General features: G+C 69.8%; 20 protein-coding genes. 6 read left to right on the forward strand and 14 right to left on the reverse strand.

The window, feature by feature from the left end; genetic code table 11:
- Positions 1-124: 124 nt before the first annotated feature.
- From LQ757_RS11335 to LQ757_RS11350, 4 genes are all read right to left on the reverse strand, one after another.
- Complete coding sequence (locus LQ757_RS11335; protein ID WP_231047358.1) at positions 125-1,951, reverse strand: ATP-binding cassette domain-containing protein; 1,827 nt, start codon at positions 1,949-1,951, stop codon at positions 125-127.
- Positions 1,952-2,285: 334 nt separating this feature from the next.
- Positions 2,286-3,764, reverse strand: coding sequence for a malate:quinone oxidoreductase (locus tag LQ757_RS11340; protein ID WP_308195621.1), 1,479 nt, complete (start codon positions 3,762-3,764; stop codon positions 2,286-2,288).
- A 226-nt stretch (positions 3,765-3,990) separates the two neighbouring features.
- Positions 3,991-4,431: a VOC family protein gene (locus tag LQ757_RS11345; RefSeq protein ID WP_231047359.1), complete on the reverse strand. Its 441-nt coding sequence runs from the start codon at positions 4,429-4,431 to the stop codon at positions 3,991-3,993.
- Between the two features lie 140 nt (positions 4,432-4,571).
- Positions 4,572-4,988, reverse strand: a complete 417-nt coding sequence (locus LQ757_RS11350; RefSeq protein ID WP_231047360.1) for a hypothetical protein — start codon at positions 4,986-4,988, stop codon at positions 4,572-4,574.
- Between the two features lie 114 nt (positions 4,989-5,102).
- On the opposite strand from LQ757_RS11350, the gene LQ757_RS11355 reads away from it, so the two are divergent.
- From LQ757_RS11355 to LQ757_RS11370, 4 genes are all read left to right on the forward strand, one after another.
- On the forward strand, positions 5,103-5,723 hold the full coding sequence (locus LQ757_RS11355; RefSeq protein ID WP_231047361.1) for a MerR family transcriptional regulator: 621 nt from the start codon (positions 5,103-5,105) through the stop codon (positions 5,721-5,723).
- A 265-nt stretch (positions 5,724-5,988) separates the two neighbouring features.
- On the forward strand, positions 5,989-7,299 hold the full coding sequence (locus LQ757_RS11360; protein WP_231047362.1) for an ABC transporter substrate-binding protein: 1,311 nt from the start codon (positions 5,989-5,991) through the stop codon (positions 7,297-7,299).
- A gap of 86 nt (positions 7,300-7,385) precedes the next feature.
- Positions 7,386-8,360: a carbohydrate ABC transporter permease gene (locus LQ757_RS11365; protein ID WP_231047363.1), complete on the forward strand. Its 975-nt coding sequence runs from the start codon at positions 7,386-7,388 to the stop codon at positions 8,358-8,360.
- Positions 8,357-9,265 carry a carbohydrate ABC transporter permease gene (locus tag LQ757_RS11370; RefSeq protein ID WP_231047364.1) on the forward strand — a complete coding sequence of 303 codons (909 nt, stop codon included), beginning with the start codon at positions 8,357-8,359 and terminating at the stop codon, positions 9,263-9,265. The genes LQ757_RS11365 and LQ757_RS11370 overlap by 4 nt, the downstream gene beginning before the upstream one ends.
- A 60-nt stretch (positions 9,266-9,325) precedes the next feature.
- On the opposite strand, the gene LQ757_RS11375 is transcribed toward LQ757_RS11370, so the two are convergent.
- Positions 9,326-11,092, reverse strand: coding sequence for a glycoside hydrolase family 35 protein (locus tag LQ757_RS11375; protein ID WP_231047365.1), 1,767 nt, complete (start codon positions 11,090-11,092; stop codon positions 9,326-9,328).
- Positions 11,093-11,225: 133 nt separating this feature from the next.
- Here LQ757_RS11375 and LQ757_RS11380 point away from each other — a divergent pair, with 133 nt between their 5' ends.
- Positions 11,226-12,245, forward strand: a complete 1,020-nt coding sequence (locus LQ757_RS11380; RefSeq protein ID WP_231047366.1) for a LacI family DNA-binding transcriptional regulator — start codon at positions 11,226-11,228, stop codon at positions 12,243-12,245.
- Between the two features lie 75 nt (positions 12,246-12,320).
- On the opposite strand, the gene LQ757_RS11385 is transcribed toward LQ757_RS11380, so the two are convergent.
- From LQ757_RS11385 to LQ757_RS11405, 5 genes are read right to left on the reverse strand one after another with little or no spacing between them, the layout of a single operon-like run.
- Positions 12,321-13,079, reverse strand: coding sequence for an SDR family NAD(P)-dependent oxidoreductase (locus LQ757_RS11385; RefSeq protein WP_231047367.1), 759 nt, complete (start codon positions 13,077-13,079; stop codon positions 12,321-12,323).
- Complete coding sequence (locus LQ757_RS11390; protein WP_231047368.1) at positions 13,069-14,349, reverse strand: ATP-NAD kinase family protein; 1,281 nt, start codon at positions 14,347-14,349, stop codon at positions 13,069-13,071. The genes LQ757_RS11385 and LQ757_RS11390 overlap by 11 nt, the downstream gene beginning before the upstream one ends.
- Before the next feature lie 2 nt (positions 14,350-14,351).
- The gene (gcvPB, locus tag LQ757_RS11395) at positions 14,352-15,968 is read right to left on the reverse strand and encodes an aminomethyl-transferring glycine dehydrogenase subunit GcvPB (RefSeq protein WP_231047369.1); all 1,617 of its coding nucleotides are present in this window, start codon (positions 15,966-15,968) and stop codon (positions 14,352-14,354) included.
- Positions 15,965-17,407: an aminomethyl-transferring glycine dehydrogenase subunit GcvPA gene (gcvPA, locus tag LQ757_RS11400; protein WP_231047370.1), complete on the reverse strand. Its 1,443-nt coding sequence runs from the start codon at positions 17,405-17,407 to the stop codon at positions 15,965-15,967. Before gcvPA ends, gcvPB begins: the two co-directional genes overlap by 4 nt.
- 7 nt (positions 17,408-17,414) lie before the next feature.
- Positions 17,415-19,583 carry a beta-galactosidase gene (locus LQ757_RS11405; RefSeq protein WP_231047371.1) on the reverse strand — a complete coding sequence of 723 codons (2,169 nt, stop codon included), beginning with the start codon at positions 19,581-19,583 and terminating at the stop codon, positions 17,415-17,417.
- A 204-nt stretch (positions 19,584-19,787) separates the two neighbouring features.
- Between LQ757_RS11405 and LQ757_RS11410 the strand changes: the two genes are divergently transcribed.
- The gene (locus tag LQ757_RS11410; RefSeq protein WP_231047372.1) at positions 19,788-20,444 is read left to right on the forward strand and encodes a GntR family transcriptional regulator; all 657 of its coding nucleotides are present in this window, start codon (positions 19,788-19,790) and stop codon (positions 20,442-20,444) included.
- A gap of 337 nt (positions 20,445-20,781) precedes the next feature.
- On the opposite strand, the gene LQ757_RS11415 is transcribed toward LQ757_RS11410, so the two are convergent.
- From LQ757_RS11415 to LQ757_RS11430, 4 genes are read right to left on the reverse strand one after another with little or no spacing between them, the layout of a single operon-like run.
- On the reverse strand, positions 20,782-22,509 hold the full coding sequence (locus tag LQ757_RS11415) for an amylo-alpha-1,6-glucosidase (RefSeq protein WP_231047373.1): 1,728 nt from the start codon (positions 22,507-22,509) through the stop codon (positions 20,782-20,784).
- A complete protein-coding gene (locus LQ757_RS11420) occupies positions 22,509-23,459 on the reverse strand; it encodes a carbohydrate ABC transporter permease (RefSeq protein WP_231047374.1) in 951 nt (316 codons plus the stop codon). The genes LQ757_RS11415 and LQ757_RS11420 overlap by 1 nt, the downstream gene beginning before the upstream one ends.
- Positions 23,456-24,445: a carbohydrate ABC transporter permease gene (locus LQ757_RS11425; protein WP_231047375.1), complete on the reverse strand. Its 990-nt coding sequence runs from the start codon at positions 24,443-24,445 to the stop codon at positions 23,456-23,458. Before LQ757_RS11425 ends, LQ757_RS11420 begins: the two co-directional genes overlap by 4 nt.
- The gene (locus LQ757_RS11430) at positions 24,442-25,680 is read right to left on the reverse strand and encodes an ABC transporter substrate-binding protein (protein WP_231047376.1); all 1,239 of its coding nucleotides are present in this window, start codon (positions 25,678-25,680) and stop codon (positions 24,442-24,444) included. The genes LQ757_RS11425 and LQ757_RS11430 overlap by 4 nt, the downstream gene beginning before the upstream one ends.
- Between the last annotated feature and the right edge of the window lie 41 nt (positions 25,681-25,721).

Raw genomic sequence — 25,721 nt, forward strand, 5'->3', positions numbered from 1 at the left:
GCTGGCGCGCCTACTCGACCGACGGGCTGCGCTGGCGCGCCTACTCGACCGACGGGCTGCGCTGGCGCGCCTACTCGACCGACGGGCTGCGCTGGCGCGGCTACTCGACGACTGCGAAATGCGGCTACAGAGCCGGCGCGAGCGCGGCGGCGCGGCCGGCAGTGAGCTCGAGCCGCTCTCCCGCCCAGCGGTGGCGCAGCCAGCGGTCGTGGCTCGCGATCACGACGGCCCCGGGGTACGTGCCGAGCGCCTCCTCGAGGTCGGTCGCGAGACCGAGCGAGAGGTGGTTCGTCGGCTCGTCGAGCAGGAACACGTGCGGCGGCCTCGCGATCACGAGCGCGAGCGCGAGCCGACGCTGCTGCCCCACCGAGAGCGCTCCGACCGGGCGGGCTTCGTCGCGCGGGGCGATCAACCCGAGCGACCCCAGCGGCACCTGCTCGGCCCGGCGCTCGCCGAGCACCCGCGCGTAGTGCTCGCGCGGCGAGCGCCCGGGATCGGCGAACCGCACATCCTGCTCGAGCAGCTGCACACGCAGGCCCTTGCGCCGATGCACGACGCCGCGATCGACCGCGAGTGCTCCGGCGAGCACGTTCAGCAGCGTCGACTTGCCCGCCCCGTTGGCGCCCGTGACGAGCAGCCGCGTGAGCGGCGCCACGCTCAGCGCCCGCAGATCGAGGCGGCCGTCGACCGCGACATCCGACAGCTGCAGCAGCAGTCCCGACTGCTCGTCGAACGCGTGCGAGCCCGACGGAATCCCCGCGAACGCCAACGGCGACGGCGGCCTGCGCACCTGCTCGCGCTCGAGCGTCGCGAGGCGCTGCTCGGCGTTGCGCACACGACGCGCGACCGCATGCTCGACACCCTCGCGCTTGAAGTGCTTCAGGAACTTGTCGTTGTCGGTCGGTGCGCGCCCGTGCGCGACGTGGCGGGCACCGTCGTTCACCTCGCGCCGGAGGCGCGTGAGCTCCTGCTGCTCGTCGTCGAACCGGCGCTGCCAGCGCGCCCGCTCATCGGCCTTCACCGTGAGGAACTCGCTGAACCCGCCGCCGAACACCGTGCCGTCGGCACCGCCGAGCGCGCCGCGGCGCGCCGGATCGAGGTCGAGCAGGCCCGTCGCCACCCGATCGAGGAACGCACGATCATGGCTCGCGAACAGCACCGGCCCACGCCACGACCGCAGGCGTGATTCGAGGAACTCGGATGCCCCGTCGTCGAGGTGATTCGTCGGCTCGTCGAGCAGCAGGGCGTCCGGAGCGCTCAGCAACAGGGCCGCGAGCGCGAACCTGCTGCGTTGCCCGCCCGAGAGCTCGTCGATGCGGCGGTCGAGGCCGAGGTCCCCGACGCCGAGTCCGTCGAGGAGTTCGTCGCGGCGGGACTCGGCCGTCCAGATATCGGCACGCTCGGCGGCGTCGAGCGCGGCCGCGTAGCGTGCGGCGGAATCCATCGGTCGAGGAGCGCCGGGGGTGACACGTCTCGAGACCTCGTGCGAGGTCTCGCTACGGAGCTGCGCGCCGACTCGACCGGCGTCGGGGTCGGCACCATCGGCCAGGGCCGCCGCCGCAGCGTCGAGCTCGCGCTCGATCGCCCGAACGTCGGCGAGCGCCGACTCGAGCACATCGCCGACCCGGTCGGTCGGCTCGAACGGAAGCTCCTGTGCGAGCAGCCCCGTGCGCGGCGGACGCGTGATGCGGCCGACTGCCTGGGCGGGGCCGGCGGCGGATGGGACATCCGCCTGCTCATCGGCGCCTTCGGCCGCGGTGCCCGCACCCGCGGTCGTGCTCGCGATCAGGCGGAGCAGCGTGGACTTGCCCGCGCCGTTCTCGCCGATCAGGCCGAGGCGCTGGCCCGGCGCGACCGAGAAACTGAGATCGGCGAAGATGCGCCGGTCGGAATATGAGGCCGAGAGTCCGTCGGCGCGGAGGTAGTGGGAGGTCGAGACGTGTACAGCCAAGAGGGACGCCCTTTCATGGGTGCCCCCGAGCGGCCACCGGCGGTCGAGTGCGCGAAGCGTGCATCGAGACCTCGTACGAAGTCTCGAAACGGCGCTGCGCGCCGACTCGACCGGCGCGGCGACCGCCCGGGAGCGGGAGGGTGGATCCCGCCGGGCATGTTGCCGAGAGTCGGGTGTGCACGTGCTCGTGTGCTGTCGCGATCAGCGAGGAGGTTGTGGGCACACCCAGGGTCTACGGCGCCTCAGGCGCGGGACGATGGGGTGTGCTCACTTCATAGCGGGGACGACGCTAGCAGAGGTCGCCGCGAAAGGGAAGCGCGAGCGGATGTCGCGACTACGCGCTGAGGTGCAGGGTCGCGGCCGTGGCTGCGAGCGACGCCTCGGCGGCTGCCGGGTCATCCGACAGGTTCGTGCCGTAGCTCGGGATCATCTCGCGCAGTTTCGGCTCCCAGCCGGCCATGCGGTCTGGGAAGCAGCGCGACAGCACGTCGAGCATGATCGGCGCGGCCGTCGACGCGCCGGGGGAAGCGCCGAGCAGGCCCGCGATGGTGCCGTCGGCCCCGGTGATGACCTCGGTGCCGAACTGCAGCACGCCGCCCTTCTCGGGGTCCTTCTTCATGACCTGCACGCGCTGGCCGGCCGTGATGAGCTCCCAGTCGCGGTCCTTCGCGGTGGGCATGAACTCGCGCAGCGCCTTCATCTTCTTGGCGCGCGACGCGAGCAGCTCGGAGACGAGGTACTTGACGAGGTCGAAGTTCTTGAGCCCCACCTGCAGCATCGGCCCCAGGTTGTGGAACCTGATCGAGAAGGGCAGGTCGAACCACGTGCTCGACTTCAGGAACTTCGGCGTGAAGCCCGCGTAGGGCCCGAAGAGCAGCGCGGTCTCGCCGTCGACGACACGCGTGTCGAGGTGCGGCACCGACATCGGCGGGGCGCCCACGGCTGCCTTTCCGTAGACCTTCGCCTGGTGCAGCGCGACGATCTTGGGGTTCGTCGTCTTGAAGAACTGACCCGAGATCGGGAACCCGCCGAAGCCCTTGATCTCGGGAATGCCCGAGTGCTGCAGCAGCGCGAGCGCCCCACCGCCGGCGCCGACGAACACGAACCTGGCGCGCACCACCTTGGGCGTCTGGCCGACGGTCTGACGCAGCTTGAGCCGCCACGTGCCGTCTTTCTTGCGCTTGAGCGACGTGACGTGGTGGTTGGTCTGCACCTGGCCGCCGCGTCGTTCGAGGTCGCGAAGCAGGAACTTCGTGAGCGCGCCGAAGTCGACGTCGGTGCCGGCCTCGATGCGGGTCGCGGCGACCTTGACACCCGAGTTGCGCTTCTTCGCGAGCAGCGGGGTCCACTGGGCGATGCGCTCGAGGTCTTCGGTGTACTCGAGGTCCGCGAACAGCGGCTGGCCCTTCAGAGCCTCGACGCGCTTGCGGAGGTACTCGATGTTGGCCGCGCCCTTGACGAAGGTCATGTGGGGCGTCGTGTTGATGAAGTTGTGCGGCTCGGGCAGCGCACCATGTTCGACGAGGTACGCCCAGTACTGGCGGCTCACTTGGAACTGCTCGTTGATGGAGATCGCCTTGGCCGCGCTCACCGAGCCGTCGGGGTTCTCGGGCATGTAGTTGAGCTCGCAGAGGGCGGCGTGGCCGGTGCCCGCGTTGTTCCACGCGTTCGAGGACTCCTGTGCGACCTCGCCCAGGCGCTCGTAGAGCCGGATGCTCCAGTCGGGCTGGAGCTGCGAGAGGAGGGAGCCGAGCGTGGCGCTCATGATGCCCCCGCCGATGAGCACGACGTCGACGGTTTCCTCGGAATTCACGGATTCCACTCTAACGGCGCGTCAGGGGTCGCTTTTACCGCAAGGTGAGGCGTCGAGACAACTGCGGCGGGCCGTGTATTCGCCGAGAGTGCAGTTGCAGCCCTTTGAGGGGCGATGACTGCACTCTCGACGAGAGGCTGCGAGGGCATTCGCGCCGAAAGTGCCGTTGCAGCCCTCGGATGCGGCGACGAGTGCACACTCGGTGCGAAGGAAATCCGTGCCGGCCTCAGACGACCTGCGGCAGCCCTCGCTCGTCGAGGGGCCAGCCCGGATTGTGCGCGAGCTCCCAGAGGTTGCCGTCGGGGTCGGCGACGTAGGCGCTGTAGCCGCCCCACTCGGTCTCGGCCGCGGCCTTCGAGATCTGGCCGCCGGCGACCACCCAGTCGCCGATCGCATCGTCGACCTCCTCGCGCGATGCGAGGTTGATCGCCAGAGCCACCGCCCGGAACGCCGGCGCATTGGCGTGCATCGTCTGCACCGCGGCGTCTTTGGCGAGCTCGGCCGTCTCCCACAGCGCGATGACACCGCCGGGGGTCGCGAAGAACGTGACCTCGCCGACCTGCGACGAGCGCGCCGGGGTCCAGCCCAGCCGGTGGTAGAAGGCGGTCGCCGCCTCGACATCGTGGACGCCCAGCGTGACGAGGGAGAAGCGCTGCGGGATGCTCATGTGGCGAGGCTAGCCCAGCCCGGCGGCGTTCGTCACGAGTTCCCCCGCCGGTCGAGTAGCGCCCGACGAAGGAGGGCGCGTATCGAGACCCGCCCACCGGAGGTCTCGATACGGCGCTTCGCGCCTACTCGACCGACGGATCACAGGGCGGCGACGCCGCCCACGATCAGGCCGACGCCGGCGGTGATGAGGGCGGCGGTGAGCACGGCGGCACCGATCCAGATCAGCCAGATGAGGCGGTTGGGGCGCTGCGGGTCGCTGCCGATCACCGAGAGGAAGAACCCTGCGGGCATGAGGATCGCCGCCACCGGCACGCCGGTGCCGGCGAGCCAGAGCCAGAATCCGTCGAGCGCGGCGTTCGAGATCACCGCGAGGATCGCGATCGAGAGCACGAGCAGTACCGCGGCGTGGGCGTGGCCGGCGCGGAAGAAGCTCATCTGCAGCCGGTTCGCGGGCACGTTGCCCCGCACGACCTTCGTGAGGAAATAGCCGCCCGACTCGACGGTGACGAGTGCGAGCAGCAGGATGCCGACGAGGATGACGTCTTGTGCGGGCATGCTCGGTCCTTTCATTGAGGTACGACGGGAGGTGCGTCGGGGAGGTGCGACATGATTGGATAGTGTTACTCTCCAATATTAGAGAGTGTCACTATCCAATGCAAGGGGTCGCCGATGCGCATCTCCGCACTCGCCGCCGAAGCCGGCCTGCCCGTCGCCACCGTGAAGTTCTACCTGCGCGAGGGACTGCTGCACGCGGGCACGGCGACCTCTGCGACCCAGGCCGCCTACGACGAGAGCCACCTGCGGCGCCTGCGGCTCGTGCGCGCCCTGCTCGGACCGGTCGGTCTCAGCGTGCAGCAGGCCCACGCCGTGCTGCAGCTCGTCGACGACCCCGGCGACGATCTGTACGCGACCCTCGGGCGCGCGGTGAGCGCACTGCCCCCGGCCGCCGCCGAGCGGGGCGATGCATCCGATCCATTCCCACGAGCCCGCGCCGCCCTGGCCGCGCTCGGCCAGGTGTACGACCCCGACTTCCCCGCGGTCGCGCAGCTCGAGGGCGCACTCGCGGCCGCCGAGTCCGCGGGCATGCCGATCAGTGCGGAGCGCCTTGCGCATTACGGCCGGGCGCTGTCGGATGTCGCGGAGTTCGACCTCGCCCGCATGCCCGACGAACCCCACGCGGCGGTCGAGTACACGGTGCTCGGCACGGCGCTCTACGAACCGGTGCTGACGGCGCTGCGCCGGCTCGCCCACCAGGATGCCGCCGTGCGGCGCCTCCGCGGCGCGGGCTGAGGTGCGCGCCGATGGGCTCGCGGCGGGGCATCCGTTCGCTGAGTGTCGCGCGCGTCCTCGAACCGGGTGTTCGCGCTACCCACCGCCCGCATCTCGTGGATCAAGAGTCCCATTGATCGCTGGAGATTCCCGGGAATATTGCAGTTGTGAACGCAAACATTCTGGTGTTCAATAGATCGGGCCGGCTCGGACGACCCGCGTGCGTCGGTCCACCGACTCCGCCCGGGTACCCGAGCCGGCGACGAACACTCAACGAGGAGATCACATGCCATCACAGTTCCGCATGATCCGCACGGCTGCGTTCGTCGCAGTCGGCGCCATGTCCGCCTTCGGCCTCGCAGCGTGCAGCTCTGACGCCCCCTCGAACGGCGGCGACAGCTCCCCCGTCACGATCTCGTACCTGCACCGCCTGCCCGACGGTGAGGGCATGACCCCCGTCGCCGACATCGTGAAGAAGTGGAACGATGAGAACCCCGACATTCAGGTCGAGGCCACCAAGTTCGACGGGGCGTCCGGCGACATGATCCTGAAGCTCGAGACCGACATCAACGCCGGCAATGGCCCGTGCCTCGCGCAGCTCGGTTACGCCGAGGTGCCGCAGATGTTCGTCAAGGGCCTGGTCGAAGACGTCGCCGACGAGGCCGCCGAGTACGCCGACGACTTCTCCGCAGGCGCATACGGCATGATGCAGGTCGGCGACGCGGTGGTGGGCCTTCCGCAGGACACCGGCCCCCTCGTGTACTTCTTCAACGCGACCGAGTTCGAGAAGCTGGGCCTCGCCGTCCCCGAGACGATCGACCAGCTTGCGAGCGAAGCCGCAACCTCTGCCGCCTCCGGCAAGTACCTCGCCGCGTTCACGCCCGATGAGGCGATGTACTGGCTCTCGGCGCAGTCCGCCGCGGCCGGCGACACCTGGTTCACCACCGAGGGCGATGAGTGGAGCGTCGACGCCGAGGGCCCCGGCTCGCAGAAGGTCGCCGCATTCTGGCAGGGCCTCGTCGACGACAAGCAGGTCATCACGACCGAGCGTTGGGGCGAAGGATTCACTCAGGCGCTCAACGACGGCAGCCTCATCGGGCACGTCGGCGCCGCATGGGAGGCCGGCTTCCTGCTCGACTCGCTCGACGGCACGCCGGCCGAGGGCCAGTGGCGCGTCGCCCAGCTGCCCGACTTCGGCGCCGGCCAGGTCAGCGGCCCTGACGGCGGATCCGGCGTCGCGGTGATGAAGGGCTGCGAGCACCCGGCAGAAGCGATGGAGTTCAACGCGTGGTTCAACACGCAGATCGATGACCTCGCCTCGCAGGGCCTGGTCGTCGCCGCGAACGGCACGCCGCAGACCAGCGAGAAGATGCTGCGCCAGTTCGGCGGCCAGGACGTGCTCGCCGAGCTCGCAACGGCATCGGCGAACCTGAACCCCGATTTCACGTACGCTCCCGGCTTCGCCTCGCTGACCAAGATGAACGAGACCGCCGCCGGTGTACCCGACGGGACGAGCACGGTCGCCGATGTCTTCACCACGGCGCAGACCACGGCGGTCGCGACGCTGCAGGATCTCGGCCTTCCGGTCGCCGAGTGACTGGCCGAGACGATTGAACACCGCGCCGGCGGAGGACACGACACCTCGTGGCCTCCGCCGGCGCTCTTCACCCTGACGGGAGAACCATGACCCTGACCACCCCCGCAACCGCCTCTGCGGCCGTCGCTGTGGCCGCCCCCGGCCCTACGCGACGTCGCCGCGGTCGCCGTCGACGTGAGGCGGTGACCGGCTGGCTGTTCATGCTGCCGTTCGCGATCCTCTTCGTGGTCGTCTTCCTCATCCCGATCCTCGTCTCGATCCAGTCCTCGCTGTTCGCGCAGCAGTCGGCAGGCGACGGCCTGTACGGCGGCGGCGAGATCGTCGACACGTTCGTCGGGTTCGACAACTTCGCACTGGCGATCGGCAGCCAGACGTTCTGGGCCGGCATGGGCCGCGTCGTCCTGTACGCCGCCATCCAGATCCCCGTCATGATCATCGCTGCGCTCTTCCTCGCGCTGCTCCTCGATTCACTTATCGTCCGCCGGCCGGGCTTCTTCCGCCTCGCGTTCTTCCTGCCGTTCGCGATCCCCGGCATCATCGCCGCGATGATCTGGCTGTACCTGTACACGCCCGAGGTCTCGCCCTTCATGCAGTACCTGCCCGAAGGCACCGACCTCATGGCGCCGGGAACGATCCTCTTCTCGATGGCGAACATGACGACGTGGACCTACACGGGCTACAACATGCTCATCTTCCTGGCCGCGCTCCAGGCGGTGCCGCGGGAACTGTACGAGGCGGCGCGCATCGACGGCGCATCCGGCTGGCAGATCGCGACGCGCATCAAGGTGCCGCTCGTGCGCGGAGCCGCCCTGCTGGCCGTGTTGCTGTCGATCATCGGCACGATCCAGCTGTTCAACGAACCGGTCATCATGGAGAGCGCGAATCCGTGGATGGGCAAGGACTACACCCCGATGATGCTCACGTACAACTCACTGCTGGGTGCCGTCTCTCCGTCGGGCACGGGCATCGCCTCGGCCTATTCGGTGCTGATGGCGGTCATCGCCGGGGTGCTCGCGATCGTGTACGCGCTGTTGCAGCGCCGAAGGGGAGAAGCCGCATGAGCGCCGCGACGCAGATCAGGGCCGTGAAGCGGCTGAAGTCGAATCCCCCGTCTGACGCCCCGCCGAAGGCAGTCGCGCCGCCGCCGCTCGCGAGGGGGTTGGGCATCGTCGCCCTCGTCGTCGCCACGCTGTACTTCCTCGTTCCGGTGTACTGGGTCTTCGTCGCCTCGACCAAGAACAACCGCGACCTGACCTCGACGTTCGGGTTCTGGTTCGCCGAGTGGAACCTCGCCGAGAACTACGACAGCCTGATGGCCTGGACACAGGGGATGTTCTGGCAATGGGTCGGCAATTCGATCTTCTACTCGGTGACCGCGGGCGTCATCGGCACGCTGTTCGCCGTCATGGCCGGGTATGCGATCGCGAAGTTCGTGTTCCCCGGCAGGAGGATCGCCGTCGGCGTCATCATGGCGGGTCTGCTCATGCCGGTGGCGCTGCTCACGGTACCGCTGTACATCGAGTTCCACGCGCTCGGCCTGGTCGACACTGCGTGGGCGATCATCATTCCCTCGGCGGTATCGCCGTTCGGCGTCTTCCTCGGCATGGTCTATGCGCAGAGTTCGGTGCCGACGGAACTGCTCGAGGCTGCTCGCATCGACGGCGCCGGCGAGGCGCGCATCTTCTTCACGATCGTGCTGCGGCTGCTGGGGCCGGCGATGGTGACGATCTTCCTCTTCATCTTCGTGGCCACGTGGAACAACTTCCTGTTGCCGCTCCTGATGGTGTCCTCGCCCGACCTGAAGCCCGTCACGCTGGGCCTGTTCGGCATGGTGAGCTATTTCGCGCCCAACAAGGGGGCCGTCATGCTCGGCGCGCTGCTGGGCGTGATTCCGCTGATCGTGCTGTTCTTCAGCCTGCAGCGCTATTGGCGGTCGGGCTTGGCTGCGGGCGCGGTCAAGGGCTGACCCGGCCATGCAGAAGGCCCGCGGTGCGCTGTGCGCGCCGCGGGCCTTCTGCATCAGCGGTCAGGAGCCGATGAACTCCTCGGTCTCGCCGAACTCGGGTCGCTCGCGCACCTCGACGACGGCGCCGAGCCGCTCGAGGTCGAGCACCCGCACCTCGTTGCATCCGGCCCGCCACAGCGGAGCCGGCGCGTACAGCGTCACCTGCGGGCCGGCCTCCCAGTACCGGCCGAGCAGGAAGCCGTTGAGCCAGACCATGCCCTTGGCGCCGCCGGGGAAGGCGAGCCATGCGTCGGCGGGTTGCGCGACCTCGATCAGGGCGGAGGCCACGCCGTCGGTGCCGGCCGAGCCGATCGGCTGCCAGGTACCGAGTGGCAGCACGCGATGCGTCCAGCCGTGCACGAAGCGGCTGCCGAGCCTGACCCCGTGCAGAATGCCCTTTCGCTCGCCGAGGTGCGGGCCGTAGTTGATGCGACCCAGGCTCTCCACGGCGATCGTGATGACGGCTTCACGTGCGGCCCCGCCGATCGTGACGGATGTCTCGCGGTCGCGGTCGAGCGTCGCGATGCGCCGACCGTCGAGGAACACCCCGGCGCGATCGTGCAGGCCATCGATCGTGAGCACCGCGCCCTCGGGGACATCCGCCGTCGCCTCGTAGACGACGACGCCGTCGGCGACGCCGAGGTCCTCGAATGTGAGCGGGGCCACGTGTGATTCACCCGCCGGGATCGAGCGCAGCGCCTCGATGAGCGAGACCTCGGCGGTGAGGGGCACGGCCTGCTCGCGCTGGAATCGCGGCGCGGCGGGCACAGGCGGCAGCGCGCCGTCGTGGAACGGCGCGAACGACGCGCGCAACGCCTCGAACTTCGGGCCGAGCGTGCCGTCTTCAGCGATCGGCGCGTCCGAGTCGTAGCTCGTCACGGTGGGCTGCAGCCCGCCGTCCCAGTTGGCCCCGTTCCACAGGCCGAAGTTCGTGCCGCCATGCGCCATGTAGAGGCTGACCGAGCCGCCGGCCGCGAGCATCTCGTCGACCGTGCCGATCATGCCCTCGGCGCTGCGCACGTGATGGCGCTCACCCCAGTGGTCGAACCACCCGCCCCACAGCTCGCTGCACATGAGCGCGGCGCCCTCGGGAGCCAGGTTCTGGGCCACGGCGACGCCGGTGCCGAATGTGAAGGTCGGCAACGCACCCTCGACCGAGCCGTGTCGCAACATGTCGGCGGTGATGCCGTCGGCGGTCGTGAACATCTCGACGATGCCGTGCGCGCGCAACGAGTCACGCTGGTGCTCGAGATAGCCGCGATCCGACCCGAAGGAGCCGTACTCGTTCTCGATCTGCACGGCGACGATCGGCCCGCCGTAGGCGGCCTGCAGCGGCACCATGCGCGGCAGCAGTTCGCCGTACCAGGCGTCGACGGCAGCGAGGAATGCGGGGTCGCTCGTGCGCAGCGCCCGCACCCGGGCCGTGAGCCACGCCGGCAGGCCGCCATTCGACCATTCGGCGCAGATGTAGGGGCTCGGGCGCAGCAGCACACTCAGGCCCAGGTCTCCCGCGAGACGAACGAATCGTTCGAGGTCGCGCCAGCCGTCGAAGCGGCGGACGCCTTCGACCTCCTCATGGAAGTTCCATGCGACATAAGTGTCGACCGTGTTCGCGCCCATCGCCGCGAGTCGCCGAAGGCGGTCCTCCCACTGGTCGGGGTGCACCCGGAAGTAGTGGATCGCGCCGGAGAGCATGCGGTACGGCTTTCCGTCTCGCTCGAGCGTTCCGTCGCGCCATGTCAGCGCGGCCGCGGCTGCGGGAGGCGGCAGCACAGAGGTGTCGGTCATCTTGGGCCTTCTCGTTCGAACCACACGCGTCAATGCGGCAGCTAGGAATGTTTGCGTTCACATTATCGTGCCACACACCCACGCTGCGAAACGATTTCCCTCCCGGAAAGTGAGCGTTCACTATCATGGCGGGATGCCGCGCCGTCATAATCAGAAATCTGCACCGAGTCAGGTCGATGTCGCCCGCGCCGCCGGCGTGTCGACCCAGACCGTGTCTCGCGTGATATCCGGGCAGTCGAACGTGCGCCCCGAGACCGCGCGGCGGGTGCTCGCTGCCGTCGAGGAGCTCGGATACCGCGTCCACGCGGCGGCTGCATCACTCGCCTCCGGCCGAACCCGCATACTCGGCGTCATCGTCGTCTCCACCGCGCGATACTCGACGAGCGCGATCACCGTCGGCATCGAGGCCGTCGCGACTGAAGAGGGATATTCGGTCACGACGGCGAGCGTTGCCGATCACGCCACCCGCGATTCCTTCTTCGACGCGTTCGACCGCCTCGAGCGGCAGGGCGCCGAGGGCGTGATCCTGCTCGCTCCCTTCAGTTTCCTCGACCCTGGCATGGACACGCGCATCGAGCGCACCCCGACCGTGCTGATGCACCGCCTCACCGGCGGCGTCGGCACGGAGTCCGTCGTCGACCAGTCCGCGATCGCACGCCTCGCGACCGAGCACCTGCTGAGCCTCGGCCACCGCACGGTCTGGCATGTCTCCGGCGACGACTACTGGCTCGAATCGCGAGTGCGACGGGAGACCTGGGAACAGGTGCTGATCGAGCATGGCGTGACGCCTCCGCCCGTCATCCCCGCAGATTGGACGCCCGAGTCCGGCTATCGCGCCGGACGCACGATCGCCGCGATCCCCGACGCGACCGCCGTGTTCGTCGCGAGCGATGAGATGGCGTTCGGCGTAATCCGTGCGCTGCACGAGGCCGGACGCACGGTGCCAGACGACGTCTCAGTCGTGAGCGTCGACGACATCGCACTCGCGGCCTATGCCGCGCCCGCGCTGACGACCGTACGCCAGCCATTCGAAGCAGTCGGCCGAGCAGCGGCGTCCCGCATCATCGACATGATCGAGGAGCGGGAGCCGACCCCCGTCGAACCGATCCACCCCGAGTTGATCGTGCGCGCTTCAACGGCGCCGCCGGCGTGACACCGCACCGGGGTGCCGCGCGCGCGGCCGGGCCCGGGGCGCGCGCCCGGGGTGCCGTGAACCCGCCCTACGACGTCATGCGATGCCACCCCCGTCGACGACGAGCGCCGATCCGGTGACGTAGCTGGCGTCGTCGCTCGCGAGCCACACGACGGCGGCGGCGATCTCACGCGGCTCGCCCATGCGCTGCAGCGGCCGGTCGGCGGCCTCGGCGAGGAACGCATCCGCATCCTGCGAGAGCTGGCGTGCCTCGTCGCGCAGCATCCCGGTGTTCACGTCGCCGGGGTTCACCGAGTTCACGCGGATGCCCTGCGGCCCGTGGTCGATCGCGAGCGCGCGCGTCATGTTCACGACCGCGCCCTTCGAGGCGCAGTACGAGATCGCCCGGCCGCCGCCCTTGAGGCCCCAGCCCGAGCCGGTGTTCACGATCGAGCCGCCGCCCGCGGCCGCCATGACGGGCACGACGTGCTTGCACATCAGGAAGATCGAGCGCACGTTGACGCCGAACACCCGGTCCCACTCCTCGACCGTCGTCTCGACCGCGGTCGTGCGCCGGATGATCCCGGCATTGTTGAAGACGACGTTCACCCCGCCGAACTCGGCGACGGTCGTCCCGACCACCCGTTCGATATCGGTCTCGCTCGAGACATCCGCCCCGATCGCGATCGCGGTTCCGCCCGCCTCGCGGATCTCGGCGGCGACCGCCTCTGCGGCCTCGCCGTTCAGGTCGACGACCGCGACCGCGGCGCCCTCTGCGGCGAGCGCGATCGACGTCGCGCGGCCGATGCCGCCGGCGCCGCCCGTGACGATGGCCTGCTTGTTCTCAAGGCGCATGGCCTTCTCCTTCGTGTTCCGGTGCGTGGACAGGGTAGATGCTGGTGGTGCGCTGCCCGGTGATGACGCGGACGAAACCGGCGAGCGCGGCGTCGACATCGGCGTCGCCGGTGTCGACGAGCAGGGGACGCCCGCCGAGGTCGATGAGCTTCTGCTCGGGCGCGACGACGAGCAGCGGATCGTCGCCGAGCGCACCGAGCACGCGGGCGGAGAGTTGCTGGTTGCCGCGGCCGAGAAGGAAGCCCTGGCCACCGATCACGGTGACGACGGCCTGCGCCGGGCCGCGGGCGGCCTCGTCGAGGAGCTCCCGCTCCGATGCGTCGGCGAGCACGCGTCGCCCGTCGAGCACGACGTCGACGCCGAGCGGTGTCTTCGACACGCCGAGTTCGCGCGCGAGCTCGCTCATCGTGCCGCCGGGGCCGAGCAGGTAGCGAACGCCGGGTCGAAGGGCGGATGCCGCTCCCCGCGCCGCGGCGCGCACCGCGGCGAACTCGTCCGCGGGCGTCGCCGCCTTGCGCGCCTGGGTGCGTCCCGGCCGATACGGCACGGCGAGCGTGCCGTACAGCTGCGGCTCGACGCGGGCACGCCGCAGCGCGGCCTCGTCGACGTCGAGCACCTCGCGTTCGATCAGCGGAAGCGAGCCGTCTACGAGCCATGCCGCGGCGATGCCGCCCGCCGCCCGCGGGCTCACCGCGAACACCGGGGAGTACATCTTCACGCCCGCCGGGATGCCGATCGCCGCCACCCCGTCGGTCGAGTAGGCGCGCAGTGTCATATCGAGACCCCCGGCCACCCCGCCGGTCGAGTAGCGAGCGCCAGCGAGCGTATCGAGACCCTCGCCGTGCACGGGTCTCGATACGCGCCCTCCTTCGTCGGGTGCTACTCGACCGACGGATGCGAGACCTTCGGCGACATCGCGCGCGGTGCCGTCGCCGCCTGCGAACAGCACGAGCGACGCGCCCGCGTCGGCGAGCGCCCGCGCCGCGGCCGACGTGTCGCTCCCGGTCGTGTGCACCGGCGGGTGCGCCACCAAGACCGGCTCGAGACCCGCCTCGCGCACGACATCCTCGCCCATCGGCCCCGCCACCGTCAGCACGCGTATGCCGGGACGCGCCGAGGCGACCACGGCGAGCGCCGTGAGCGCACGTTCGGCCGCGCGTGACGCGCCACCGCGCTGACTCGCGCGCGCCTGCACGTCGGCGCCGTCGCTTCCGGCGAGCCCCGCGGGCCCGCCGATGCCGGCGACGGGGTTGACGATGAGGCCGAGCATGGTCAGGCGGCGGCCTCGGTGCTGTCGGCGGGAATCCCGAAGTACTTGCGCTGGTACGCGCGCCAGGTGATCGCCCAGCGCTCGGGGTCGTCGAGGTCGTCGTGGTGGGTGTGGTGCACGGTCTGCCGGTGGGGTGCGGTGCGCACGGTCTCGGCGTCTTCACGTGCCTCGCGGGCGATCTCCGCGAGCACGGCCGCGTACTCGTCGAGCTCAGCCATCGAATACGACTCGGTGGGCTCGAGGGTGAACGGCTGAGGCACGACGTAGGGGTGGTGGCTCGTCCAGTAGTGCATACCGAAGTCGCTCGCACGAACGCCGATCTCCTCGGAGGTGACGCCGGTCTCTTCGAACAGCTCCTGCCACGAGTACCGCACCTGCTCGATGCGGCGGCGCCCGGTCGCGTACGGCGCCGAGGCGCCCGGGATCTCGAGCACCTTCTTCAGCAGATAGTTGTTGTTCAGCACGGCGATCTCGGCGACCGCGCGCAGACCGTCGGCGCCGAGCGCCATCATCCACGCGTAGGCGCGCACGATGTTCGGCACCACCCCGAAGAACGGTGCGACGGCGCCGATCGACTGCTCGCCCGGCTCGCGCACGACGAACCGCGCCGAGCTGGCGGAGCCGTCGGCGCCGCCCTCGCGCACGACACGCGGGCCGGGCAGGAACGGCGCGAGCGCCGCGCTCACGCCGTTCGCGCCGGCGCCCGGGCCGCCGCAGCCGTGCGGGGTGCCGAAGGTTTTATGCAGGTTGAAGTGGCAGACGTCGAAGCCGGCGTCACGGGCCCGGGTGATGCCGAGGATGCCGTTGGCGTTCGCTTGGTCGTACGACGCGAGCGCGCCGACGCCGTGCGCCGCGTCGACCCATTCCTTGATCGCCGGGTTGTAGATGCCCGTGTCTTCGGGGTTCGTGACCATGATCGCGGCCGTACGCGGCGAGAGCGCGCGCTTCAGCGCGTCGAGGTCGGGATAGCCGTCGGCGTCGGGATACAGGGTGATGACGTCGTAGCCGGCCGCCTTCGCGGCCGCCGCGTTCGAGGGGTGGCTGAAGATCGTCGTGATGACCTCGCGACGCTGCTCGCCCTCGCCGTTGGCCTCGTGGTAGGCGCGGATCATGGCGATGTTCGACCAGATCGCGGCGGAGCCGCCCTGCGTGTGCAGCGACACCTCGTCCATGCCCGAGATCTCGGCGATCATGCGTTCGGTGTTCCAGACGATCTCGAGCACGCCCTGCGCGTCGGCCGGGTCCTGCAGCGGGTGCATCGCCGTCAGCGCAGGAGTGCCGACGAGCTGGTCGTTGACCTTCGGCGCGTACTTCATGGTGCAGGTGCCCTGTCCGATGTCGACATTGAAGTCGGCGCCGAGGTTCTCCTGCGAGAGCCGCAGGTAGTGCTTCAGCACTCGCATCTGGCCCATCTCGGGCAGGGCCGGCGGCACCGCACGGCGAAGGCCCGCCGGAAGGTCTCCGACGACGTCGCCGACGGCATCGCGAACCCCGGCCTCGAGTCCGGTCACGAGCACGCCGCGCTCACCGGGCGTCGAGAGCTCGAAGATGATGGGCTCGTCCCAGCTGGCCTGGTGGAAGCGGCGAAGGGCGGGCTTGGGTGCGACGGGGAGGCTCATGCGCTCTGCTCCTCGAGGGTCGGGATGGACACGGATGTCTGGTGGTCGGCGTCTCGCCGGTCGAGTAGGGCGGAGCCCGTATCGAGACCAGCGATCGCCTCGGCGAGCCGGTCGATGTCTGCTTGGCTCGTCATCTCGGTGATGCAGACGAGCAGTCGGTGCTCGCCGACGGGAACGCCGGGCTCGATGCCCTCGGCACGAAGCGCCTCGACGAGACCGGCCGCCGTGACTCCCGCGCCCGAGAGGTCGATCGTGAACTCGCGCAGGTGCACGGCGGTGTCGCCGAGCGCGATCCCGGGGATCGCCGCGAGCCGCTGCTGCGCGTAGCGCGTGCGGGCGAGCAGCACCTCGCCGAGATCGCGCATGCCCTGCGGGCCCATGAGCGCGAGGTAGACCCCCGCGGCGATGCCCCAGAGGGCGGCGGCGGTGCCGACCCACTCCTTGCCCTCCTCGCGGTGCGCGAACGAGGTTCGGTCGTACGCCACGTCGCCGAAGCCGTACTCCCCCGGCACGTCGGTCGTCGCGAGGCCGAAGAGCCGCGACGGCATCTCCATGATGAACTTCGGGTCGTCGTGCACCGCGATGAAACCGCCGTGCGCGCCGCCGAACCACTGGTGCAGGCCGAGCGACTGGATGTCGCCGCAGACGATGTCGGCGCCCTGCTCGGCGGGCGGCGTCAGCACGCCGTAGCCGATCGGGTCGGTGCCGACCACGAGCACGGCCCCGGCGGCGTGGGCCGCGTCGGCGATCTGCCGCAGCTGCGCCTCGACCGCGCCCGTGTGGCTCGGGGTCTCGACCCAGACGGCGGCGACGTCGTCACCGAGCCGCGAGACCAGCCCCGCGACATCCGCAACGCCGTCGATCGTCTCGACGAACTCGAGATCGAGGTGCACGCGCACGAAGTCGCGCACCTTCGAGAGCTTCGCGGGCAGCACGTCGCTCGCGACGAGGATACGGCGCCGGCCGCTCATGCGACCCGCCATCGAGAGCGCCGTCGCCGTGGCCTGGTACCCGTCGTAGGTGGGCACGTTCACGACGTCCATGGCGAGCAGCTCGGCCATGAGCGACTGGTACTGGAACAGCGCCTGGAAGCGGCCGTGGTCTTCGTAGGGCTCCCCGGCGTACGCGGTGAGAAACTCACTGCGCCCGATGACCTCGTCGACGACGGCAGGCACGTAGTGGTTGTAGGTGCCTGCGCCGAGGAAGCTCAGGCGCTGCCGGGTCGAGACGTTCTTCGCGAGCAGTCCCTCGACGTGGCGCACGAGATCCTGCTCGGCGGTGAACGGCGCCGGCAGGTCGAGCGCGCGGCCGAGGCGAAGCTCCGCCGGCACATCGGCGTAGAACTCGTCGACGGATGCCGCTCCCACGGCCGCGAGCATCGCCGCCTTCGATTCGGGGGCGGTGTTCGGAATGTACGGGTGTACGAATGGTTCGGTCATTGGTGCCTCAGTCGGTGGAGTCGGACAGGGTGATGAACGGGGCGTGCGCCGCGCGCGGGCTCGCGAGCACGGCCGCGCCGAAGCTCGGAAGAGTGAGCGTGGCGTCGGTCGAGTAGCGGAGCGTATCGAGACCCCCGCCGAGCAGGTCGACCGCCCCTTCGGGCACGTCGACCGTGAGCTCATGGCGGCCGTGGTTCAGCAGGAACGTGTAGTCGGTGGTCTCGTCGCTGCGCGTCACTGCTTCGAGGTCGGTGTCGGTGCGTTCGCGGGCGGGCAGGTTCGCGGCGGCGAGCACCGTGCGGAACACCGCGAGCATGCCCGCCGACTCGAGAACGGCACTCACGTACCAGGCGGTGCCGTCGACGTGCATGCGGCGCGTCACGGCCGCTCGGCCGGCCAGCTCGCCGCTCGCGTATCGCCCGACGACCTCGGTACCGTCGTGCACCTCGAGCCACTCGCCCCAGATCGGGTTCGCATAGCCCTCGCCGGTCGAGTAGCGAGCGCCAGCGAGCGTATCGAGACCCTCGCCGGCCGTGGTCTCGATACGGCGCTGCGCGCCTACTCGACCGACGGAAACCAGCTCGACGCGCTCGGCGTGCCCGTCGGGCACCGGCCAGTGCTCGTCGACTTCCACGCCGAGCAGGTCGCGCAGGGGCCCGGGCGCTCCCCCGTCGTGCACCTTCTCGGTGGCGTCGACGACCCCAGAGAACGGCCCGACGACGAGCTGCCCTCCGGCGGCGACGTAGTCGGCCAGCGCCGCGGCCTGCGCGACATCCGCAATGTAGAGGTTCGGCACCACGACGAGGTCGTACCCGTCGAACGGCCCGGTCGCCCGCACCGCGTCGACAGGGTGGCCGAGCTCGTAGAGCGCGGCATTCCAGGCGCGGGCCTGCGCGAGCCAGTCGAGTCGCTGCGACGGCAACGACTCGGGCGCCGACGAGCCCCACCACGAATCCCAGTCGACGACGAGCGCGACCCGCGAACGCACGCGAGTGCCGCGCACCGGCGCGAGCCGCTCGAGCTCGGCACCGAACGCCTTCGTCTCCTGGAAGCTGCGCGAGGCCTCGCCGCGGTGGCCGAGCATCGCCGAGTGGAACTTCTCCTGCCCGTACTTCGCCTGCCGCCACTGGAAGAACATCGCCCCGTCGGAGCCGTGCGCGATCGCCTGCAGGCTGTCGATGCGCATCCGGCCCGGCGCCTTCGGCACGTTGACGTCGCGCCAGCTGACGGCGCTCGCCGCCTGCTCGAGCAGCAGCCACGGCTGCCCGCCCTTCAGCGAGCGCATGAGCCCGTAGTTGAGGGCGGCCGGCACGTGGGCGTGCGGATCGGCGGGATCGGGGTAGGCGTCATCGGTCACGAGGTCCTCGACCTCGGCGAAGGTCCAGTAGTCGAGCTCGCGGAACAGGCTCATGAAGTTCGTGGTCACCGCGACGTCGGGGGTCACCTCGCGCAGCACGTCGATCTCGAGCTGGAAGAGCTCGAGCAGCGCGTCCGACGAGAACCGCTCGAAGTCGAGCAGCTGTGTCGGGTTCACCGGCCCGGTCGCCTGGCGCGGTGCCTCGATGTGCTCCCACGCGGTGTATCGCTGACCCCACACGTTCACGCCCCACGCGTCGTTGAGGCCGTCGAGGTCGCCGTAGCGCGCCTGCAGCCAGCGACGGAAGTGAGCGGATGACTCGGGGCACCAGCATCGCGCGACGTGATCGCCGTATTCGTTCGAGATGTGCCAGAGCGCGAGTGCCGGGTGCTCGCCGTATCGTTCGGCCATGGCGCGGGACATCCGCACGACGTGCTCGCGCCAGACCGGCGAGCTCGGGCAGTACGCCTGGCGCGACCCGAACTCGAGGCGCTGGCCCTGCTCGTTCCACGGCAGCATCTCGGGGTGGCTCCTGATGAGCCACGACGGCGGCGTCGCCGTCGCCGTCGCCAGGTCGATGCGGATGCCCTCGTTCCAGAGGATCTCGATGACGCGGTCGAGCCAGCTCCAGTCGTAGACGCCCGGCTCGGGCTCGAGTTGCGGCCACGAGAACACCGGAAGGCTCACGAGGTTGACGCCGGCCTCGCGCATGAGCCGCGCGTCTTCGAGCCAGACCTCTTCGGGCCACTGGTCGGGGTTGTAGTCGCCACCGTACGCGAGGGCGTCGAGTCGGATGCTGCGTGGAGCGCCGTCGGCCACATCGGCTCCTCTCTGAGTTCGCGGGTTTCGTTTTCCGGGGTGTTGCAAGTTCGTGGGTGTACAGGCTTACGTGCAGACTGTATTCTGTATACAGACACAGTATGTCGGATGCGGCGCACGGTCAAGCCGCCGAGCAAGCTCTAGGCTTGCCGCGACGGCCTCCGGCCCGAACCCGGCCCGCCAGGCCACGAAGGACGAGGACACATGGCGATCGAACGCAAGAACCTTCGCTCGCAGGTGCGCGACGAACTGCTCGCACGCATGCGCACCGGACTCGTGCAGCCCGGCGAGGGCATCAACGAGGTGCAGCTCGCCGCCGAGCTCGGGGTCAGCCGCACGCCCCTGCGCGAGGCGCTGATCGCGCTCGAGAGCGAAGGGCAGATCGAGAGCGAGAACGGCAAGGGCTTCCGCTTCGTGCCGCTGAGCGCCCAGGAGTTCGAGGACCTCGCGCCCGTCATGGCGACGCTCGAGGGCCTCGCGCTCGAGCTCAGCCCGCTCGACGAGCTTCGCCCGATCGGCGTGCGGCTCGCAGCGCTCGCCGCCGAGTTCGACCAGGAGCTCGCCCAGCACGCCCTCGTCGTCACGAAGGACGACGAGTGGCACGGAATCATGCTCTCGGCGTGCCCGAACCAGCGCCTGCTCGACGTGATCGCGAGCGTGCGCGGCGCCTTCCACCGCTACGAGTCGCTCCTCGTGCCGAACGACGTGATGATCGAGCGGGTCGCCGCCGAGCACGCCGCGATCGCCGAGCACCTCGCGGCCGGCGACGTGCCCGGCGCGACCGTCGCCCTGCGGGCGAACTGGATGAACGGCATGCGTCGCATCGTCGACAGCGCCTCGAGCGCCTACTTCACCGCCTAGCGTCGGTCCCCCTCGCCGAAATGCAGGAAGAACTGCGGCCAGCCCGGCGGGTCGCGGGGCAACACGCTGCAGACCGGTGAGTTCTTCCTGAATTTGCGTGGCGGCGGCGGGTCACCTATGCGTCATCGGATGTCCCCTGAGGAGGCCGAGGGCACCCTCGGCCACTACCCCCAATCGCGGCGCACCGAAAGTGCACTCGTCGCCTGAGAAGCGGCGGCCTCTGCACTCTCGGCAGGGGTTCACGGTCGATCGCGCCAGTTGAATCCACCGAGAGTGCACTCGCCGCCCTCATCTGGGCGATGTCTGCACTCTCGGCGGGGTGCCGTAAGGCGGCAGTTCAGGACCGCGCCGCCCCCGAGAGGCCGACCGCGAGGTCGACGAACAGGGCCGCCGACCAGCCGAACGCCGTCGTGGCGGTGGCCGCCTTCTCGCCCGTGATCGGGTTGAAGTACTCGTGCGGACCACCGCCGTGCATGACGAGCGCGACCGTGCGCTCCGCCAGGTCGAGTGCGAGCCCCGCGCGCCCCGACGCCCGCAGGCCGGCGACGACGAGCGCGTTCGTGTTCACCCACACCGGGCCGCGCCACATGCGCTCGGGCGAGAAGTCGGGGTCGTCGAGGGCGACCGTCGGCACCGCCCACGCGGCCCCGAATCGCCGCTCGTCGGCGAGCGCGGCCACCAGCCGGTCGACGATCCGCTCGGGAAGGTGCCCGGTGAGCAACGGCATCAATCCCACCACGGTGTCGCTCGCGACATCGGTGCCGGCCGCCCGCGCTCGGAACAGCCCGCGCTCGTCGTCCCAGAGGTCGAGGAGCAGCCCGAGCGTCCGCTCGGCGCGCGCACGGTGTGCTGCGGCATCCGCATCGCCGAACCGCTCGGCGAACCGCGCGAGCTCGAGATCCTGCAGCACGACGTACGCGCCGAGGTCAGGCGCCGTCGTCGGCAGCGGGCCGTCGAAGATCGGGCTGTCGTCGAGCCCCGACGAGTACGGATGACCGTACTCGGGCATGCCGTCGCCGTCGAGGTCCGACTCGGCGAACCACCAGTCCTGCGAGCGGCGGATCGTCGCGAGCTGCTCGCGCGCCCAGTCGTCGGCGGGCTCGACCTCGAGCACCTTCGCGAGCGCCCACGCGGCGAGCGGCGGCTTGGTCAGCGGCACCGGCGCCGAGGGATCCGCGATCGCCGAGCCTGCCCTGCGCAGGTTCTCGCGATCTCCGGGCGGCAGGTCGTCGCTCGTCGCGAGCACGCCCAGCTCGTGCACGACATCGGGCAACTGTCCGTCGGGGCTCGGGAACCGGAATGCGAGCTCGAGCTGCTCGCGGGCGAGATCGGGGTCGCCGTGCCGCAGGCCGACGGCGATGAAGTAGGCGTCCCACTGCCAGAGCCCGACGTACCCGATCTTCGAGGGCACGACTGCGCGTGCGCGCCCGAGCGTCGGCAGCTCGACGATGTTGGCCCCGAGCACCCACCAGCAGAACGCCGTCATCGCCTGCAGGTCGCGCCGCACGCGCGGGCAGCGAGAGAACCAGTCGAGCCAGATCGCCTCGGTCGCCGCCAGGTCGGCGAGGTGCGAGTCGGATGCCGCGTGCCGAACACCGCGGTCGGCGCCGATGTCGATGCGCACGGCGGTGTTTTCTCCATGGAGCTCAATTCGGGTGAGCGCGCCGTCGGGCGTCGTCCACTCGATGATCGCTGCGGCCTCGGCGCCAGCGCGGAGCCCTAGGGTGAGCGCGCCGGGACCGGCGAACGTCAGGTCGACCACGCCGCCGAACTCGATCACGTGCGGCAGCACCCGCGTGATCGGCTGCGCCGCACCGCCGCGGTCGCGCACGATGAGCGTGTCGAGCACCCGGCACTCGGCGAGCGACCGCTCGTACTCCGAGGTGTGCACGCGCACGCCGTCGCCCTCGCGGAAGACGAGGATGCGCGAGCGGGGCAGGGTGAACGGCGCCCGCACGAGGTCGAGGTGCTCGCCCGCGAGCGCGGCGATGGCAGCGGCATCCGTGGTCTCGATACGGAGCTGCGCGCCGACTCGACCGGCGAAATCTGCTCGATCGTCCGCCATCAACGCCCGCCGAGGCCCGATGCGGCCATGCTGTTGAGGATTCGGCGCTGGCCGATGACGAAGGCGATCAGCATCGGGATCGTCGCGACCGCCGACGCCGCCATCACGAGCCCGTAGTTGAGCGAGCCGAACTGCCCGCGGAAGCTCGACAGCAGCAGCGGCACCGTGAACAGGTCGGGCGAGTTCAGCAGCACGAGCGGGAACAGGAAGCTGTTCCACACGTCGAGCGCGACGATGATGCTGAGCGCGCCGAGCCCTGGCTTCAGGTTCGGCAGGATGACGCTCCAGAAGATCCGCCAGCGGCCGGCGCCGTCGACGAGCGCCGCTTCCTCGAGTTCCTTGGGCAGGGAGAGCACGAACTGGCGCATCAGGAACACCGCGAACGGGTTCACGAGCATCGCGGGCACGATGAGCGACAGATGCGAATCGACCCATCCGAACTGCGCCATGAGCAGGTAGAAGGGAACGAGCGTCACCTGCTTCGGGATCATCTGCGTCGCGAGGAACACGACGAAGATGATCCGGCTGCCGCGGAAGCGGATGCGCGCGAAGGCGTACCCCGCCATCGAGGCGGTCAGCAGCGTGCCGATGACCGCGAGCACGACGATGTAGATGCTGTTGAAGTAGGCCTGCGCGAACGGCGCGGCGTTCCAGGCTTCGACGTAGTTGTCGAGGGTCCATGGCGCCGGCCAGAAGCTCAGCGGATCCTGCAGCAGCTGCGGCAGCGTCTTGAACGACGTGATGAGCATCCACACGAACGGGAACACCATCGCGACGCCCGCCACGATGAGGGCGACGTGCAGCACGGTCGCGCTCAGCCGGCGCCGCCCGCGCCCGGGTCGACCGCCGCCCGGGCGGGGCTCGAGCTCGGGAGCCACGATCGCGATGGTCGAATCGGTCGGAACCGAGAGCTCGTCGCGGGTCAGTGAGGGAATCGGTTTGGCGATCATGCTGCGTCGTCCTCGTAGTGCACGAACTTCTTCTGGGCGCCGAACTGGATCGCCGTGATCACGAGCGTGAGCAGCAGCAGGATCACCGAGGCAGCGCTCGACGGGCCGAACTCGAAGCGCCCGAAGCCGAGGTCGTAGATGTGGTAGACGATGGTGCGGGTCGCGTTGTCGGGTCCGGCGTCGGCGGTGAGGATGAACACCGTGTCGAACGTCTGCAGCGACGAGATGAAGGCCACGATCGACGAGAAGAAGATGATCGGCGAGAGCAGGGGCAGGCGGATGCTGCGCAGCAGCCGGAATGCGCCGGCACCGTCGATGCGCGCCGCCTCGATGACCGACGGCGAGATGTTCTGCAGGCCCGCCAGGAAGATGATGACGTTGAGGCCGAGCGCCGACCAGATCGACACGATGCACACGGCGATGAGCGCGAGGCGCGGGTCGCCGAGCCAGTCGGGCGGCGCGATGCCGAAGATCGCCGAGATCGTCTGGCTCAGCACGCCGTCGACGCGGAACATCTGCTGCCAGATCATCGCGACGGCGACCGTGCTCGTCACGACCGGCGCGAAGAACAGGATCAGGTAGAGCGTGCGGGTCTTGAGCTTCTCGAGCGCGACGGCGATGACGACCGCGAGGCCGAGGCCGATGGGCACGGTGATGATCGCGATGAGCAGCGTGTTGACGATCGAGCGGAGCAGCAGTTCGTCCTGCAGCTGCGCGGTGAAGTTCTCGAGGCCGACCCACGTGAGCTCAGTGAGACCGTTCCACGAGGCGAATGCCAGCACCATGCTGGCGACGAACGGCAGCAGCACGAAGACCGCCATGCCCACCACCTGCGGGCCGATGAAGACGTAGCCCCATCGACGGTCGCGCCGCCGCCAGGCGGACTCCTTGTTGAGTCCGCCCGGCGCGGATGCCGCGGGGTCAGCGGGTGGCGCGACGGTCGTCGCGGCCGCGCCACCCGGCTGGAGCGTCATCTCGTCGCTCACTTACCCGTCTTGTCGGCCACGAGGTCGGCGACCGCGTCGAGCGTGCCCTGCGCGTCGGCCTTGCCATCGTAGAGGGCGAGGAACAGGTCGCTGATGTCGGTCGACAGGCCCGGCACCGCTGCCTCGCCCGGGTGGTTCGCGAAGCCGATGTCGCGCATGTCGAGGAAGGTCTGCGCGTGAGCCGGGTAGTCGGCCTCGAGCACCACGTCGTCGGCGCCCTGGATCGACGGCACGGCGTTGCCGCCGCCTTCGAGGCGGAAGGTCTGTCCTTCGGCGCTCAAGAACTCCGTCCAGAACGTGAAGGCGGCTTCCGACGCGTCGGTGCGACCGTTGATCGCGAGGTACGACGCGGCGACACCCGTCGGCGCCTCTGCGCCGTCGGGCGTGGGCCAGCGGACGATGTCGTAGGACTCCGCCACGCCGGCCGATTCGACCGTGCCGATCGTGTAGCGGCCCTGCGAGAAGAATCCGGCCTTGTGGGTCACGAAGGTGCTGTCGGCGCCGGCGCCCTCGGGCATCGTGTCCGCGACGACGAAGGTGCCGTCCTGGAAGTACTCGCCGAGGGTGTCGACCGCGGCGACCGTCGTCGGGTCATCGTTCCCGACGAACGCGCCCGACTCGTCGTACGCGGTGCCGCCCTGAGATGAGACCCAGCTCCAGTGCGTCGCCCAGTAGTTCCAGTACATGCTGCCGATGAGACCGGCCGCAGCGAGCTTGTCGTTCATCTCGAGGAACTTCTCGGTCGTCCACTCGCCGCTCTCGGCGAGGGCCGCAGGGTCCTCCGTGATGCCGGCGGCGGCGAGCGCCTCCTTGTCGTACCAGAGCACGTCGGGGTTCGAGTCGTTCGGGGCCGCGTAGGTCTCGCCGTCCTTCTGGGCGGCGCCGAACAGGCCGGGGAAGAAGTCGTCGGGCTTGGTCTGGCTCGCCTCCGACTCCATGAGCTCGTTCAGGGGCGCCAGCACGCCCGCGTCGACGAACTCGCCGATCTTGTCGTCGCCGACGTAGAAGACGTCGGGCGCGGTGTTGCTCGTGAGCTGGGCGAGCAGCTTCGAGTGGTAGTCGGCGTAGCTCGCGACGGGCTGGAGTTCGACCTTGATGTCGGGGTGTCGCTTCATGAACTCGTCGTTGAACTCCTCGAAGCGCGTGAGCTCCTCGGGGGTTCCCCACGTCGACCAGACGACGGTGTCACTGTCGGATCCACCTCCTCCCGCGCTGCATGCTGCCAGACCGATCATCAGGGCGCTCGCGGCTCCAACCGCGAGTAGGCGCCTCATCT

Source organism: Agromyces cavernae (assembly GCF_021044935.1).
Classification (GTDB): Bacteria; Actinomycetota; Actinomycetes; order Actinomycetales; family Microbacteriaceae; genus Agromyces; species Agromyces cavernae.

What these genes read in the sequence shown, in the direction of transcription:
- LQ757_RS11370 (WP_231047364.1), top strand. Translation starts at nt 8,357, where the DNA reads ATGAGCGCCGCGACGCAGATCAGGGCCGTGAAGCGGCTGAAGTCGAAT.
- LQ757_RS11360 (WP_231047362.1), top strand. Translation starts at nt 5,989, where the DNA reads ATGCCATCACAGTTCCGCATGATCCGCACGGCTGCGTTCGTCGCAGTC.
- LQ757_RS11350 (WP_231047360.1), bottom strand. Translation starts at nt 4,988, where the DNA reads ATGCCCGCACAAGACGTCATCCTCGTCGGCATCCTGCTGCTCGCACTC.
- LQ757_RS11380 (WP_231047366.1), top strand. Translation starts at nt 11,226, where the DNA reads ATGCCGCGCCGTCATAATCAGAAATCTGCACCGAGTCAGGTCGATGTC.
- gcvPA (WP_231047370.1), bottom strand. Translation starts at nt 17,407, where the DNA reads ATGACCGAACCATTCGTACACCCGTACATTCCGAACACCGCCCCCGAA.
- LQ757_RS11410 (WP_231047372.1), top strand. Translation starts at nt 19,788, where the DNA reads ATGGCGATCGAACGCAAGAACCTTCGCTCGCAGGTGCGCGACGAACTG.
- LQ757_RS11415 (WP_231047373.1), bottom strand. Translation starts at nt 22,509, where the DNA reads ATGGCGGACGATCGAGCAGATTTCGCCGGTCGAGTCGGCGCGCAGCTC.
- LQ757_RS11420 (WP_231047374.1), bottom strand. Translation starts at nt 23,459, where the DNA reads ATGATCGCCAAACCGATTCCCTCACTGACCCGCGACGAGCTCTCGGTT.
- LQ757_RS11390 (WP_231047368.1), bottom strand. Translation starts at nt 14,349, where the DNA reads ATGCTCGGCCTCATCGTCAACCCCGTCGCCGGCATCGGCGGGCCCGCG.
- gcvPB (WP_231047369.1), bottom strand. Translation starts at nt 15,968, where the DNA reads ATGAGCCTCCCCGTCGCACCCAAGCCCGCCCTTCGCCGCTTCCACCAG.
- LQ757_RS11375 (WP_231047365.1), bottom strand. Translation starts at nt 11,092, where the DNA reads ATGACCGACACCTCTGTGCTGCCGCCTCCCGCAGCCGCGGCCGCGCTG.
- LQ757_RS11345 (WP_231047359.1), bottom strand. Translation starts at nt 4,431, where the DNA reads ATGAGCATCCCGCAGCGCTTCTCCCTCGTCACGCTGGGCGTCCACGAT.
- LQ757_RS11430 (WP_231047376.1), bottom strand. Translation starts at nt 25,680, where the DNA reads ATGATCGGTCTGGCAGCATGCAGCGCGGGAGGAGGTGGATCCGACAGT.
- LQ757_RS11355 (WP_231047361.1), top strand. Translation starts at nt 5,103, where the DNA reads ATGCGCATCTCCGCACTCGCCGCCGAAGCCGGCCTGCCCGTCGCCACC.
- LQ757_RS11365 (WP_231047363.1), top strand. Translation starts at nt 7,386, where the DNA reads ATGACCCTGACCACCCCCGCAACCGCCTCTGCGGCCGTCGCTGTGGCC.
- LQ757_RS11385 (WP_231047367.1), bottom strand. Translation starts at nt 13,079, where the DNA reads ATGCGCCTTGAGAACAAGCAGGCCATCGTCACGGGCGGCGCCGGCGGC.